The sequence below is a fragment of the Lentzea terrae genome, from assembly GCF_003265345.1.
Taxonomy (GTDB): Bacteria; Actinomycetota; Actinomycetes; order Mycobacteriales; family Pseudonocardiaceae; genus Lentzea; species Lentzea terrae.
On the sequence record NZ_QFWW01000026.1, the window covers coordinates 45429 to 59180 of the forward strand.

Below are 13752 nucleotides of genomic sequence, written 5' to 3' on the forward strand. Positions count from 1 at the left end.
CGGCACGATGAACCCATGAGGATCGATGCGTTGCGCGCGGCACTGGCGGCCAAGCCAGGGCAGCCGGTGCCGTTCGACGAGCTGATCGACGCCGTCTGGGGCAACGACAAGCCGTCGAACCCCCGGAGCGCGCTGCGCAACCTCGTGCAGCGGCTGCGCGTGACCGACGAGGTGGTCACCGAGCCGTCCGGCTACCGGCTCGTGCCGCGCAAGCCAGGCCCGCGCCAGCTGCCTGCCGATCTGCCGGACTTCGTGGGCCGCACCGAGGAAATCGCCCGAGCTCTCGGCTCGACCGCGCCGGTGCTGACGATCACCGGGCCGCCTGGTGTCGGCAAGACGTCGCTGGCGGTCCACATCGCGCACCGGCTGAGCGAGCGGTACGCCGACGGCCAGCTGTACGTGAACCTCCGCGCGTTCTCACCGGGCGCCCCGGTCACGCCGGAGCAGGCGGTGTCGCGGTTCCTGCGCGCGCTCGGCGTCGAGGAGGTGCCTGTCGACCTGGCGGCGCAAACCGAGTTGTACCAACGGATGACCACTGATCGCGCGGTGCTGGTCGTGATCGACAACGCCACCCGCGAGCTGCTCGGCCCGCTGCTGCCGGGCGGCGAGGGCACGAAGGTGATCGTCACCAGCCGCAGCGACCTGCCGGAGCACGAGCAGCTCAGGATCGGCGTCTTCGGCCACGGTGAGGCGCAGGACCTGTTGGCGCACCTGCACATCGGCGGCAGCCGGAACGAACGGGCCGAGCTCGCCCGGCTGTGCGGGCACCTGCCGCTCGCGTTGCGGATCGCCGCGGCGAACGTGGCGGACGGACACCTGCCCGACTACCTGACCGAGCTGCGCGGTGACGACCGGCTGGGTGCCTTGGAGATCGAGGGCGACGCGGCGGTGCGGGCGACCTTCGACCTCTCCTACCGCGCGCAATCCCCTGCGGCACAACGGTTGTTCCGGTTGCTCGGACACGTGCCGGGACCGGACTTCGGGGTCGGCGGCGCGACGGCGTTGCTCGGCGAGGACGCGGCGGGTCCGCTCGGCCAGCTGGTCGACGCGAACCTCGTCCACCGCGCGCAGGACCGGTACTCCCTGCACGACCTGCTCCGCATCTACGCGGTGCGGCTCGGCGAGCCGGAGCTCGGCCGGCTGCACGACTACTACCTCGTGAACGCGGACGCGGCCGGCCGGGTGCTGCACCCCGAGTTCAGCAGGCTGCCGTTGCCGCCGATCGCGGACGACGTGCCGCGGCACGACCTGACCGGCACGGCCGAGGCGCTCGCCTGGCTCGACGCGGAACGGGCGGGCGCCGTGGCGGCGGTCGCCGCGGCCGCGGACCAGCCCGTGACGTGGCAGCTCGCCGACGCCATGCGGGCCTACTTCTACTTCCACAGCCATCTCGTCGACTGGGTCGCCACGGCTCAGACGGGACTGCGCGCGGCCAGGAGGCACCAGGACCGCGCCGCCGAGGCCTCCATGCGCGGCTCACTCGGGCTCGCGCACTGGCGGGGTGGCCAGTTCGCCGAGGCGCTGACCGAGTTCGAGGCGGCGGTGGAGGCGGCCAGGCCGCTCGGCGACGAGCAGACGCTGGGTGCGTTGCTGCTCAACCTCGGCATCGTGAACTGGGAGTACGGTCGCCTCTCCGTCGCTGCCGACGCAGTGAGCGAGGCGTTGCAGATCATGGGGGAGAGCCCGCCCGCGCTCTACAACCTCAGCGGGATCCACATGGACCTCGGACCGCTCGACCTCGGCATCTCGTACGCCGAGAAGGTCGTGCGGCTGTCGGTCGAGCAGGGCATTCCGCGCGGCATCGCGTTCGCGGAAGGACACCTCGCCGACGGCAACCTCCTCGTCGGCGACATCGATCGAGCCGCAGCGCACCTCGACGCAGTCGCTCCGATGCTCGACGACCCGTCGCTGGGAGTCGTGTTCGTCCTCCGCACGCTCGACACCCGCGCGTCGTTGGACCTCGAACGCGGCCGTTTCGACGAGGCGGAGGCAGGTGCCCGCCGCTCACTCGCGCTGGCGATCGAGAACGGCGATCCGAAGTCCGAGGCGGACGCCCTCAACACCCTCGGACGAGCGTCGCGCGCGCAGGGCCGGCTCGAAGACGCGGTGACGCATCACCAGGAGGCGCTCGAACTGTGCCGCAAAGTCGGCTTTCTGCGTGGTGAGGTCGGCGCGCTGACCGGTCTCGCCGCGGCTCAACGCGCGCTCGGGCACCTCAACGAGGCCTTCGCGCGCGCCATCGAGGCCGTCGCCGCGGCAGAACGCGGGCAGCTGCGCGTCTGGCAGGTACCCGCGCTGGCCGAACTGGCCGAGGTGCACCGGGCGATGGGTGACGAGGAAGAAGCCGAACGGTGCCGGTTGCGTGCGCTGGAGCTGGCCCGCGTGACCGGACGCCGGGCGTGGGAGCGGAAGCTGGAGGCTCAGCCGCCCGCGAACGGCGGCAGCACGTCCAGCTGAGAGCCAGCGGGCACGCGCGTCGACGTGTCGCGCACCGCCACGCCGTCCAGCAGGAAGCTGGACGCGGCGAGGACCTTGCCGAGCTGCGCGCCGTGCCGTTCGCCGATGGTGCTCACGACGAGCGCCACGGTGGGTTCGGCGGTGTCGAGCAGCAGGTCCTCGTCGGCCACCCCGGCAGCAGCGCGTGCCCCCGCGAAATAACGGATCTTCACGGCGGTCACGTCATCCTCCGATGGAGCTCATGGGACGGTCGGGCTGGTGGAAGCCCGCCTCGTTGATGCCGTGACCGGCCGCCTTCGCCCACATCGTGGCACGCCAGGCGTCGGCGATCGCGGAGTCGGGGGAGCCGTCGCGCAGCAGCGCACGCAGGTCGGTCTCGCCCTGGCTGAACAGGCAGTTGCGGATCTGGCCGTCGGAGGTCAGCCGGGTGCGGTCGCAGGCGGCGCAGAACGGCCTGGTCACCGACGCGATCACACCGACGGTCGCGGGGCCGCCGTCGACCAGCCAGCGCTCGGCCGGCGCACCGCCGCGCGGGGTCTCCGAGGGTGTGAGCGTGTAGGCGGTCGAGAGCATCGTGAGGATCTCGTCGGCCGTGACCATGTTCGTGCGCGTCCAGCCGTGCTGCGCGTCGAGCGGCATCTGCTCGATGAACCGCAGCTGGTAGCCGTTCTCGACGCAGAAGCGCAGCAGCGGGACGGCCTCGTCCTCGTTCACGCCGCGCATCAGCACGGAGTTGACCTTCACCGGCTCCAGCCCTGCCGCGCGGGCCGCGTCCAGGCCGTCCAGCACGTCCGTGATCCGGTCGCGCCTGGTCAGCGTGGCGAACCGGTCGGGGTCGAGGGTGTCGAGCGAGACGTTGATCCGGTTCAGGCCGGCGTCCTTCAACGACTGGGCGCGGCGGGACAGGCCGATGCCGTTCGACGTCATCGACATGCGCGGGCGCGGCTCCAGCTCGGCCGTCGCGGCGATGACCTGCTCCAGGCCGCGCCGCAGCAACGGCTCGCCGCCGGTGAAGCGGATGTCCGTGACGCCGAGGTCGACCACGGCGATCCGCATCAGGCGGATCAGTTCGGCGTCGGTGAGCAGCTCGTCCTTCTGCAGCCAGTCGAGGCCCTCGGCGGGCATGCAGTAGGTGCAGCGCAGGTTGCAGCGGTCGGTCAGCGAGACCCGCAGGTCCTTCGCGACCCGGCCGAACCTGTCGACGAGCAGCGGCGTGTCCGGTCGTGCCGACCCGTCCGGGGTGCTGCGCACGATCGGTAGTCCCAAGTCCACTGCTGTCACCCCATCAAGACTAATGAACAACCTCTTGTGGATGACGCTACAAATAGGCTTTCTCACGTTCCGCCCGTTTGGAGCACTGTCACAAGGAATTGTCTTAGCGGCTAAGATGTTCGACATGGAACCTGAGGCGCTCGAGAGGTTCACCTGGTACATGCGTGAGCAGAGCGCGCTCACCGTCATGTTCCACACGAAGGTCGCCGAGCAGATGGGCCTGTCGGCGACCGACGAGAAGTGCCTCGATCTCGCCATCCGGGCAGAAGGGCCGCTCACCGCGGGTCGAATCGCCGAACTCTCGGGTCTCTCCACCGGCGCCGTCACGGGTGTCATCGACCGTCTGGAGCGTGCCGGTTTCGTCCGCCGTGTCCGGGATCCGCACGACCGCCGCAAGGTCCTCGTCGAGGTCACGCCGGGTGAGCTCGAAAAGTTCGGGCATCTCTTCGCCGCGGCCCAGCAGAGCCTGGTCGAGGTGCTCGGCCACTTCGACGCGGATGAACTCCAGGTGATCGAGCGTTATCTCCAGCTCTCGCTGGAGACGTTCCGCAAGCGCGTGATCGATACTTAGGCCATGTGGCACTACTTGATGGACATGGACGGTGTTCTGGTTCACGAAGAGCACCTGATCCCCGGCGCTGACGAGTTCGTCGCGGAGCTGCGCGCTTCCGACACCCCGTTCCTCGTGCTCACCAACAACTCCATCTACACGCCACGAGACCTGCGCGCGCGGTTGCAGCGCACGGGCCTCGACATCCCGGAGAAGTCGATCTGGACGTCCGCACTGGCCACGGCGCGCTTCCTCGACTCGCAGCGCCCCAACGGCTCGGCGTTCGTGATCGGCGAGGCCGGCCTGACCACGGCGTTGCACGAGATCGGCTACGTGCTGACCGACCGCGACCCGGACTACGTGGTGCTCGGCGAGACCCGCACCTACAGCTTCACCGCGATCACCAAGGCCATCCGGCTGGTCGAGGAGGGCGCGAAGTTCATCGCGACCAACCCCGACTCGACGGGGCCGTCCCGCGAGGGCTCGCTGCCCGCGACCGGCGCCGTGGCGGCGTTGATCGAGCGCGCCACCGGCCGTGAGCCGTACTACGTCGGCAAGCCGAACCCGTTGATGATGCGGTCGGCGTTGCGCGCGCTGGGCTCGCACTCCGAGAACGCGCTGATGATCGGCGACCGGATGGACACCGATGTGCGCTCAGGCCTGGAAGCCGGCCTGTCGACCATCCTCGTGCTGTCCGGGATCTTCACCGCGGAGCACGCGGAGATGTACCCGTACCGGCCGACGCGCGTGCTGAAGTCGATCGCCGAGCTGGTCGGTCACTCCCAGGACCCGTTCGGCGACTGGGCTTCCTGACGTTCGGACGGGGGCGGCAGGCGGCGGGCGCCTGCCCCGTCGCGGCCCAGCACGTCGCGCGGGTTCCGCAGGTGGCACGCCCGCAGTGAGAGGCAGCCGCACCCGATGCAGTCGTCCAGGGTGTCCCGCAGCGCGTGCAGCTGTGCGATGCGCGCGTCGAGGATGACGCGCCACCCCTTCGACAGCCGCGTCCAGTCCTCACGGGTCGGCGTGCGTTCGCTGGGCAGCTGGTCCAGGGCTTGTTTGATCGCAGCCAGCGGGATGCCGACGTTCTGCGAGGTGCGGATGAACGCGACCCGGCGCAGCGTGTCCCGGCTGTAGCGGCGTTGGTTGCTGGTCGTGCGGGTGCTGCGGATGAGGCCCTTGCGCTCGTAGAAGTGCAACGCGGAGATGGCGACGCCGCTGCGTTCCGCGACCTGTCCGACGGTCAGTTCGTGGAACGTGGTGCGAGCCCTCGGCATGATCGGGAACGTAGCACTTGACCTCAACCAAAGTTGAGGCCAGAGGATCGCGGTCGTTCACCAATCGCGATCAAGGAGCATCCGTGACCTCCGTTCTCGTCATCGGCGCCACCGGCAGGCAGGGCGGCGCCGTCGCCGAGCTGCTGCTCGACCACGGCCACGACGTCACTGCCTACGTCCGCTCACCCGAGTCGCCATCCGCGCTGGCGCTGGTCGCCGCCGGTGCACGGCTCGTCGCCGGCGACCTGGCGGACCCTCTGGCACTCGCCGGTGCCGCCAGCGGCGTCGACGCGATCTTCGGGCTGTCCGTGCCGTTCGGCTCCGGCGGCAAGGACGAGGAGGTCGCCCAGGGCCGTCTCCTCGTCGACGTCGCCGCGAAGACCGATGCGCACCTCGTCTACTCATCGGTGCGGGGCGCCGACCGGCTGGCGGCCACCGACATCGACCACGCCGACAGCAAGCAGCTCGTGGAGGCCCACCTGCGCGCTCAGCAGGTCCGGGCGACCGTGCTCGGGCCGGTGTACTTCATGGAGAACGTCCTCAACGTCGGCTTCAGCCGGCTCGCCGACGGCGTCCTCGTCAACCCGCTCTCCGCGGGCAAGCCGCTGGACCAGGTCACCGTCCGGGACATCGCCGGACTCGCCGTGCACGCCGTCGAGCATCCGGACCGGTTCGTCGGCAAGCGGATCGACATCGCCTCCGACCGGGTCACCGGCGAGCAGGCGGCCCGGATCCTCAGCGACGTGCTCGGCCGCGAGATCCCCTACCGGCAGATGCCGTTGGACCAGGTGCGCCAGTGGGCCGGTGCCGAGATCGCCGACATGTTCCAGCGGTTCGAGGACAACACCGACTTCCTCGACATCGACACGCTCCACGCCGATCACCCCGGCGTGACCTGGCACAGCTACGCCGACTGGGCGAGGACCGTCGACTGGGACCGCGTCCTGCGCAGCCCGGCGACCGCCTGAACTGGCCTGGCCACTGACGCGCGAGGACAAATCACCTATCGTCGCGGACGTGGACACGGATCGACGCCCGATGTACGTCGTAGGTGACGTGCACGGGCACCTCGCCGAACTGACCAGAGCCCTGCACGTCGCCGAGCTGTGCGACGAGGAAGGGCACTGGACCGGCGGCGAGGCCGAGCTGTGGTTCCTCGGCGACTTCGTCGACCGCGGTCCCGACGGTGTCGGCGTGATCGACCTGGTCATGCGCCTCAGCGCGGAGGCGGCCGAGGCCGGCGGCGTGGTCAACTCGTTGATCGGCAACCACGAGGTGCTGCTGCTCGGCATGTACCGGTTCGGCGACGAGCAGGTGCCGGACAGCATGGGGCCGCGGTCGTTCGCGCGCAGCTGGCTGCTCAACGGCGGCCTGCGCAGCGACCAGGACCGGCTGACCGACGAGCACGTCGAGTGGCTCACGACGCGGCCGGTGCTGAAGCTGCGCGACGACCACCTGCTGATGCACTCCGACACGGCGGCCTACCTCGAATGGGGGTCCTCGATCGAGGAGGTCAACGAGGCCGTCCGCCAGGTGCTCAAGGGCGACGATCTCGTCGACTGGTGGGAGTGCTGGCGCAAGATGACGACCCGGTACGCGTTCCGCGGTCCGCAGGGTCCGGAAATCGCAGACGAGCTGCTCGCGACGTTGGGTGGCAGCAAAATCGTGCACGGCCACAGCGTGATCGCTGATCAACTCGGGGTGTCGCCGGAGCAGATCGACGGCCCTCTCCTGTACGCCGACGACAAGGTCCTGGCGATCGACGCCGGCCTCTACAGCGGCGGTCCGTGCCTGGTCGTCCCCTTGCCATACGTCGAGGCCTGACTACGGTCGGGTGGATGACCGCCAGCTACTCCTCGGGCACGTCCACCGCCCCGCTGCTGGGCGACACGATCCATGCGAACTTCGCCGCGACCGTCGCGCGCTTCGGTGACCGCGAGGCACTTGTCGACAAGGCCACAGATCGCCGGTGGACGTACGCGGAGCTCAGCGTCGAGGTCGACCGCGCCGCTGCCGGGCTCGTGGCTTTGGGCGTGCGCAAGGGCGACCGGGTCGGCATCTGGGCGCCGAACTGCGCGGAGTGGGTCTTCGTGCAGTACGCGACGGCCCGGATCGGCGCGATCCTGGTCAACGTCAACCCCGCGTACCGGGTGCACGAACTGGAGTACGTGCTGAACCAGGCGGGCATCCACACCCTCGTGTCCGCGCGGTCGTTCAAGACCTCCGACTACGCCGCGATGATCGCCGAGGTCCAGCCGCGCTGCTCGTCGTTGCAGCACGTCGTGTTCATCGACGATCCACAGTGGACTGACGAGGTCATCCCCGACGTCGAGCTGGACCGCGACGACCCGATCAACATCCAGTACACGTCCGGCACCACGGGATTCCCCAAGGGTGCGACGCTCAGCCACCACAACATCCTCAACAACGGCTACTTCGTCGGCGAGCTCCTGGGCTACACCGAGAACGACCGCATCTGCGTGGTCCCGCCGTTCTACCACTGCTTCGGCATGGTGATGGGCAACCTCGCGGCCACCAGCCACGGCGCGTGCGTGGTGATCCCGGCACCGGCGTTCGACCCGGCTCGAACCCTTGCGGCGGTTGAGGAAGAGCGCTGCACCTCGCTTTACGGCGTGCCGACGATGTTCATCGCGATGCTCGACCTGATCGGCGACTACGACCTGTCGTCGTTGCGCACCGGCATCATGGCGGGCTCCCCGTGCCCGGTCGAGGTGATGAAGCAGGTCGTCGAACGCATGGGCATGCGCGAGGTCTCCATCTGCTACGGCATGACCGAAACCTCCCCGGTGTCAACGCAAACGCGCGTGGACGACTCACTCGACCGTCGCGTCGGGACGGTCGGCCGGGTCGGCCCTCAGCTGGAAGTCAAGATCGTCGACCCGGAAACGGGCCGCACGGTCGAGCGCGGGGTGCCGGGGGAGCTGTGCACCCGCGGCTACTCAGTGATGCTCGGGTACTGGAACGAGCCCGCGAAAACCGCGGAGGCGGTCGACCAGGCCGGCTGGATGCACACCGGCGACCTGGCGGTGATGGATGACGACGACTACGTGAACATCACCGGGCGCATCAAGGACATGGTCATCCGCGGCGGCGAGAACATCTACCCGCGCGAGATCGAGGAGTTCCTCTACACGCACCCTGACGTGCTCGACGCCCAGGTGATCGGCGTGCCCGACGCCAAGTACGGCGAGGAGCTCATGGCGTGGGTGCGCATGCGCGACGGCTCGGAGCCGTTGACCGCCGAGGCCGTGCGCGAGTACTGCACCGGCAAGCTCGCCCACTACAAGATCCCGCGCTACGTGCACGTGGTGGACGAGTTCCCGATGACGGTCACCGGCAAGATCCGCAAGGTCGAGATGCGGGCCAAGGCCGTGGAGCTGCTGAACCTCGACGACAGCACCAGGCACGCCTGATCCCAGGGGTGGGTCAGGGGAACGACCGGGGTGATCACCGATGGGCGTCGGCGGCCCGGCCCCGCAGAGTCGTCGCCATGCGCAAACGTCTCACTTCCGCCGTTCTGGCCACAACTTTCGCGGTCAGCGCGGCGTTCCCCGCCACGGCTGCCACCCGTGACCTCCTCGACGGGTTGCCTGACGACATCGTCGCGGGTGCGCTCGTCAGGCACGACGGCATTGGCGCTGCGGCCGGTCCGGTCACCGCCGACGCGCACTTCCGGATCGGCAGCGTCACCAAGGTGTTCACCAACACCGTGGTGCTGCAGCTCGTCGCCGAGCGCCGCGTCCACCTCGACGCACCGGCGCGGCGGTACGTCCCGGGGTTGCTGCCCGGCCAGTACGACGGCGTCACCGTGCGCCAGCTCCTCAACCACACCAGCGGCCTGCCCAAGCCGGCCGCCACCCCGAACCCGCTGGACGGGCCGGGGTGGTGGCTCAAGTCGGTGGCGCCGCGGGACGCCTTGACCGCCTCGTTCGCCGGGGCCACCGGTGTACCGCCCGCCCCTGGTTCCGAGCAGCAGTACAACGGACTCAACTCGCTCGTGCTCGGCCTGCTCGTCGAGGAAGTCACCGGCCACTCGTTCACCCACGAGCTGGAGCGGCGGATCATCCGGCCGTTGCGGCTGCGGCACACGAGCCTGCCCGACGGCCCGGCGATTCCGGCACCGCACGCGCAGGTGTTCGTCAACGGGGACGACGTGACCGAGCAGAGCCCGTACCCGTGGGCGGAGGGCGGCATCATCTCCACCGCTGCCGACCTCGACCGCTTCCTCATCGCTCTGTTCCGGGGCCGTCTGCTGCCCCCGGCTCAGCAGAAGCTGTTGTTCGACGTGCCGGACGTGCCGGGAGCGGCGACCAACACGAAGTACTGCTTCGGCACCGAGGCGTGCTTCAGCGTCGGCGGGCTGATGCGCTACCGGCTCGCGAACGGCGAGTACGCGTGGGGCAAGACCGGTTCGCGTCCCGGCTGGGACAACGGCTTCTTCGCCACGCGGGATCTCCGGCACCGCGTCGTGTACTCGCTGAACCCGACCGGGCGGGGCTCCGACCTCGGCCACGTCGTGGCGATCGTCAGCGCCGGACTGTCCGACTAGGACGGCAGGTTCGGCTCGATCTTCGCGCCGACCTTCCGCGCCACGTCGCAGGACTCCGCGACCTCCTGCATGCGGGCGCGGACGGTCACGTGCCCGTCGCCGGCGACCAGCGAGAGCTGACAGCCGCCGGGGATGTCGTCCTGCTCGTACAACTTGCCGCTGTGCGAGCCGATGGTGAGGTCGGAGGTCCTGACCGCGGCAGGCACGGCCGCCTTCTCCAGGGGCAGGCCTTGCCAGACGTCGACCCCGAGGACGTTGGTCTTGCCCTGGCCGAGCTCCTCGGTCCAGTCGCAGGTGTAGACGTTGTCCGCAGTGATCTTGAAGTCGTACCCGACGAGCTCGGCCGCGTCGTACAGATCGCACGGCTTGGGCCAGTCGGCTTTCTTCTCCTCCACGGGCTGCTCGGTGGTCGTGGCGGCCGGGGTGTCCGCGGGCTTCTGCTCGAAGCCCGGCACGAGCACCGAGCAACCGGACAGTCCGAACAAGACGGCGAGCACGGCGAGACGCGAGGTGTACACGGAGCGAAATCGTCCCGCGAATCAACTGTCCCCGCAGGTCACGAAGGGGTGAAAGGCCTCTTGCGGATAACGGGCGACGCGCGCAGCATCGGGGGATTCCACTCGCTTGGAGGTGCGCATGCTCACCGCCACCAGGACCACGACGATGCTGCCCGTGGAAGACCCCGACCGAGCCGGGACCTTCTACGCGGACAAGCTCGGCCTCAAACCCATCACCACCGCGCCGGACGGCACGCGCATCTTCGCGCTCGGCCAGGGCGACGCGCTGGGCCTGATGCCGGCGGAGAAGGGCGCGCAGACGGCTCACACGGTGCTCAGCTTCGAGGTGCCGAACCTCGAGGACGAGATCAGTGAGCTCGAAGGCAAGGGCGTGCACTTCGAGGACTACGACCTGCCGGACTTCAAGACCGTCAACCACATCGCGGTGATGGGCAACGAGCGCGCGGCCTGGTTCACCGACACCGAGGGCAACATCCTGTGCCTGCACGAGCTGTTGGGCGACGACGCCTGACCGCACGTGCCCGTTGAGAGGTCTCCCGCGGCCGCCCCCGACGGCCGCGGGAGACCCTCACGGCACCTCGACGATCTCCTTGCCCAGCGGCACCAGCGACACCTTCACCAGCTTGAAGTTGGCGATGCCGAGCGGGATGCCGATGATCGTCACGCACAGCGCGATACCGGTGATGATGTGGCCGATCGCGAGCCACACGCCGGCCACGACGATCCAGATGACGTTGCCCAGCAACGACCCGGTGCCCGCGCCCGGCTTGTCGACGACCTCGCGCCCGAACGGCCAGAGCGCGTAGTTCGCGATCCGGAACGACGCGATGCCCCACGGGATCGTGATGATCAGGACGTAGCAGATGAGGCCGGCGACCGCGTAGCCGACGGCCATCCAGAACCCGGCGAGCACGAGCCAGATCACGTTCAGGATGAGGCGCATAACTCCAATCTAAGCTCACCTCATGAAGTGGGGTGTGATCGCTACGGGCGGTATCGCGCAGACCGTGACCGCTGACATGCTGAAGGTCGAGGGCGTCACGGTTCTCGCCGTGTCCTCGCGTGACGTGAGCAGGGCGCAAGCGTTTGCTGAGAGGTTCGGCATCGAGCGCGCGTACGGCGACTACCGCGACCTGCTCGCCGATCCCGAGGTCGAGGTGGTCTACGTCGCGACGCCGCACGGCCAGCACCACGAGGTCACGCTCGCCGCCCTCGACGCAGGCAAGCACGTGCTGTGCGAGAAGGCGTTCGCGCTGACCGTCGCGCAGGCCGAGGAGATGGTCGCGAAGGCGAAGGAGAAGAACCTCTTCCTCATGGAGGCCATGTGGACGCGGTTCAACCCGTTGATCCGCAAGGTGCACGAAGCCGTCAGGAACGGTGAGATCGGCGAGGTCCGCTCGGTGCGAGCGACCTTCGGTTTCGCGCTCGGGTTCGACCCCGACCACCGGCTGTGGGCCAAGGAAGCCGGCGGCGGCGCGCTGCTCGACCTCGGCGTCTACCCGGTCGCGCTTGCGCACCAGCTGCTCGGAGTACCGGCAGAGATTCGGGCATGGGGTGGCAAGGCACCGTCCGATGTGGACTCCGACGCCGGACTGCTGCTCGGCTATCCCGGCGGTGTCCACGCGTTGCTGAGCTGCTCGCTCGTCTCGAACATCGGCTGCACCGCGGAGATCTTCGGCACGGCGGGCCGGATCGACATCGCCGAGCCGATGTTCGCCGCCACGAAGGCGATGATCAACGGCGTCGAGCACACCATCGAGGACGGGGGCTACACGCACCAGATCCGCGCGGTCGAGGAGTGCGTCGCCGCCGGTCTCGTGGAGAGCCCGCTGATCACCTGGCAGAACACGATCGAGGTCATGCGCACGCTGGAAGAAGCCCTGACGCAGCTGGGCGTTAGCTACGCGGACGTCGTCAGGTAGATCAACGCCACGTTCAGCACGACCACCGCGAACGCCACAACGCACGCGGCAACGGTGACCGAGCGCCGGTTCACGAAGGTCCCCATGACGGACCGGCGCGCGGTCAGCCACACCAGCGGAATCAGTGCGAACGGGATGCCGAACGACAGCACGACCTGCGACAGCACCAACGCGAACGTCGGGTCGACGCCGAACGCCAGGATCGCCAGCGCCGGCACCAGGGTCACCAGTCGCCGCGCCGGCAACGGAATCCGCACGCGCAGCAGCCCGTCCATCACCACCGCGCCTGCATAACACCCGACGGCGGTGGACGCGAAACCCGAAGCCAGCAAACCCAAAGCGAACAGCAGCGCGATCCCGCCGCCCAGCGTGGCGCCGACCGCGGCATGCGCTCCTTCGAGCGTGTCGACCCCGGGACGGCCCTGCAACGCCGAAGCCGCCAGCAGCAGCATCGCCATGTTCACGGCACCGGCCAGCATCATCGCGACCACGACGTCGACCTTGGTGGCAGCGAGCAACGACGGGTTCCTGCCGTGCCGGTCCCGCGCCAACGCCGAGTGCAGGTAGACGGCGTGCGGCATGACCGTCGCCCCGAGCATGCCGGCCGCGAGCAACACGCTGTCCGCGCCGTCGAACCGCGGCACCAAGCCGGACACAGCGCCGGAAACCGATGGCGGTGAAACGAAAAGCCCCGCCATGAACCCGACCGCGATGACGACCAGCATCGTGGTGATCACGCGCTCGAACGGTTTCTGCCCGCGCTTGTCCTGCACCAGCAGCAAAATCGTCGACACCACGCCGGTGATCACGCCGCCGAGCAACAACGGAAGATCGAACAACAACGCCAGCGCGATCGCCCCGCCGAGCACCTCGGCCAGATCCGTCGCCATCGCGACGACCTCCGCCTGACCCCAGTACGCGAGCCGCACCGGCCGGGGCAGGTGATCCCGCACCGCCTCCGGCAACGACTGCCCGGTCACCAGGCCGAGCTTCGCCGACAGGTACTGCACGAGCCCCGCCATCACGTTCGCGACGACGAGCACCCACACCAGCAGGTAGCCGTAGCGAGCACCCGCCGCGGTGTTGGTGGCCACGTTGCCCGGATCCACGTACGCGATCGCGGCGACGAACGCCGCCCCGAGCAACGCCGCACCCGCGCGCAAGCGTCCCGAAACAGCGACCACCGGCC

Annotated in this window: 15 protein-coding genes; 9 read left to right on the forward strand and 6 right to left on the reverse strand. The window is 69.2% G+C overall.

The window, feature by feature from the left end:
- Window positions 1–15 precede the first annotated feature (15 nt).
- Complete coding sequence (locus tag DI276_RS31730) at window positions 16–2457, forward strand: AfsR/SARP family transcriptional regulator (protein ID WP_112270213.1); 2442 nt, start codon at window positions 16–18, stop codon at window positions 2455–2457.
- Here the strand turns inward: DI276_RS31730 and DI276_RS31735 are convergent.
- Window positions 2421–2678: a MoaD/ThiS family protein gene (locus DI276_RS31735; RefSeq protein ID WP_112270215.1), complete on the reverse strand. Its 258-nt coding sequence runs from the start codon at window positions 2676–2678 to the stop codon at window positions 2421–2423. The two genes, DI276_RS31730 and DI276_RS31735, sit on opposite strands and share 37 nt — an antisense overlap.
- Before the next feature lies 1 nt (window position 2679).
- Window positions 2680–3738 (reverse strand): GTP 3',8-cyclase MoaA, encoded by a 1059-nt coding sequence (gene moaA / locus DI276_RS31740; protein ID WP_232837057.1) that lies wholly within the window; start codon window positions 3736–3738, stop codon window positions 2680–2682.
- Between the two features lie 115 nt (window positions 3739–3853).
- Between moaA and DI276_RS31745 the strand changes: the two genes are divergently transcribed.
- On the forward strand, window positions 3854–4300 hold the full coding sequence (locus tag DI276_RS31745; RefSeq protein WP_112271346.1) for a MarR family winged helix-turn-helix transcriptional regulator: 447 nt from the start codon (window positions 3854–3856) through the stop codon (window positions 4298–4300).
- A 3-nt stretch (window positions 4301–4303) separates the two neighbouring features.
- Window positions 4304–5092, forward strand: coding sequence for an HAD-IIA family hydrolase (locus tag DI276_RS31750; protein WP_232837058.1), 789 nt, complete (start codon window positions 4304–4306; stop codon window positions 5090–5092).
- Here DI276_RS31750 and soxR read toward each other — a convergent pair.
- On the reverse strand, window positions 5056–5553 hold the full coding sequence (gene soxR / locus DI276_RS31755; protein ID WP_112270219.1) for a redox-sensitive transcriptional activator SoxR: 498 nt from the start codon (window positions 5551–5553) through the stop codon (window positions 5056–5058). The genes DI276_RS31750 and soxR overlap by 37 nt on opposite strands.
- Before the next feature lie 83 nt (window positions 5554–5636).
- Here soxR and DI276_RS31760 point away from each other — a divergent pair, with 83 nt between their 5' ends.
- The 4 genes from DI276_RS31760 (at window position 5637) to DI276_RS31775 (ending at window position 10123) form a co-directional block, all read left to right on the forward strand.
- Window positions 5637–6521 carry an NmrA/HSCARG family protein gene (locus DI276_RS31760; protein ID WP_112270221.1) on the forward strand — a complete coding sequence of 295 codons (885 nt, stop codon included), beginning with the start codon at window positions 5637–5639 and terminating at the stop codon, window positions 6519–6521.
- A 70-nt stretch (window positions 6522–6591) separates the two neighbouring features.
- Window positions 6592–7377: a metallophosphoesterase gene (locus tag DI276_RS31765; RefSeq protein WP_112270223.1), complete on the forward strand. Its 786-nt coding sequence runs from the start codon at window positions 6592–6594 to the stop codon at window positions 7375–7377.
- A gap of 14 nt (window positions 7378–7391) precedes the next feature.
- Entirely contained in the window at window positions 7392–8987 is a 1596-nt protein-coding gene (locus DI276_RS31770; protein ID WP_112270225.1) for an AMP-binding protein, read from the forward strand.
- Window positions 8988–9064: 77 nt separating this feature from the next.
- A complete protein-coding gene (locus DI276_RS31775) occupies window positions 9065–10123 on the forward strand; it encodes a serine hydrolase domain-containing protein (protein WP_112270227.1) in 1059 nt (352 codons plus the stop codon).
- Here the strand turns inward: DI276_RS31775 and DI276_RS31780 are convergent.
- On the reverse strand, window positions 10120–10641 hold the full coding sequence (locus DI276_RS31780; protein WP_112270229.1) for a DUF3558 family protein: 522 nt from the start codon (window positions 10639–10641) through the stop codon (window positions 10120–10122). The genes DI276_RS31775 and DI276_RS31780 overlap by 4 nt on opposite strands.
- 118 nt (window positions 10642–10759) lie before the next feature.
- On the opposite strand from DI276_RS31780, the gene DI276_RS31785 reads away from it, so the two are divergent.
- Window positions 10760–11152: a VOC family protein gene (locus DI276_RS31785; protein WP_112271350.1), complete on the forward strand. Its 393-nt coding sequence runs from the start codon at window positions 10760–10762 to the stop codon at window positions 11150–11152.
- 57 nt (window positions 11153–11209) lie between these two features.
- Here DI276_RS31785 and DI276_RS31790 read toward each other — a convergent pair whose 3' ends face one another.
- Entirely contained in the window at window positions 11210–11584 is a 375-nt protein-coding gene (locus DI276_RS31790) for a YccF domain-containing protein (RefSeq protein WP_112270231.1), read from the reverse strand.
- Between the two features lie 22 nt (window positions 11585–11606).
- Here DI276_RS31790 and DI276_RS31795 point away from each other — a divergent pair, with 22 nt between their 5' ends.
- Window positions 11607–12563: a Gfo/Idh/MocA family protein gene (locus DI276_RS31795; protein ID WP_198681036.1), complete on the forward strand. Its 957-nt coding sequence runs from the start codon at window positions 11607–11609 to the stop codon at window positions 12561–12563.
- On the opposite strand, the gene DI276_RS31800 is transcribed toward DI276_RS31795, so the two are convergent.
- The gene (locus tag DI276_RS31800) at window positions 12542–13747 is read right to left on the reverse strand and encodes an Nramp family divalent metal transporter (protein ID WP_112270233.1); all 1206 of its coding nucleotides are present in this window, start codon (window positions 13745–13747) and stop codon (window positions 12542–12544) included. The genes DI276_RS31795 and DI276_RS31800 overlap by 22 nt on opposite strands.
- Between the last annotated feature and the right edge of the window lie 5 nt (window positions 13748–13752).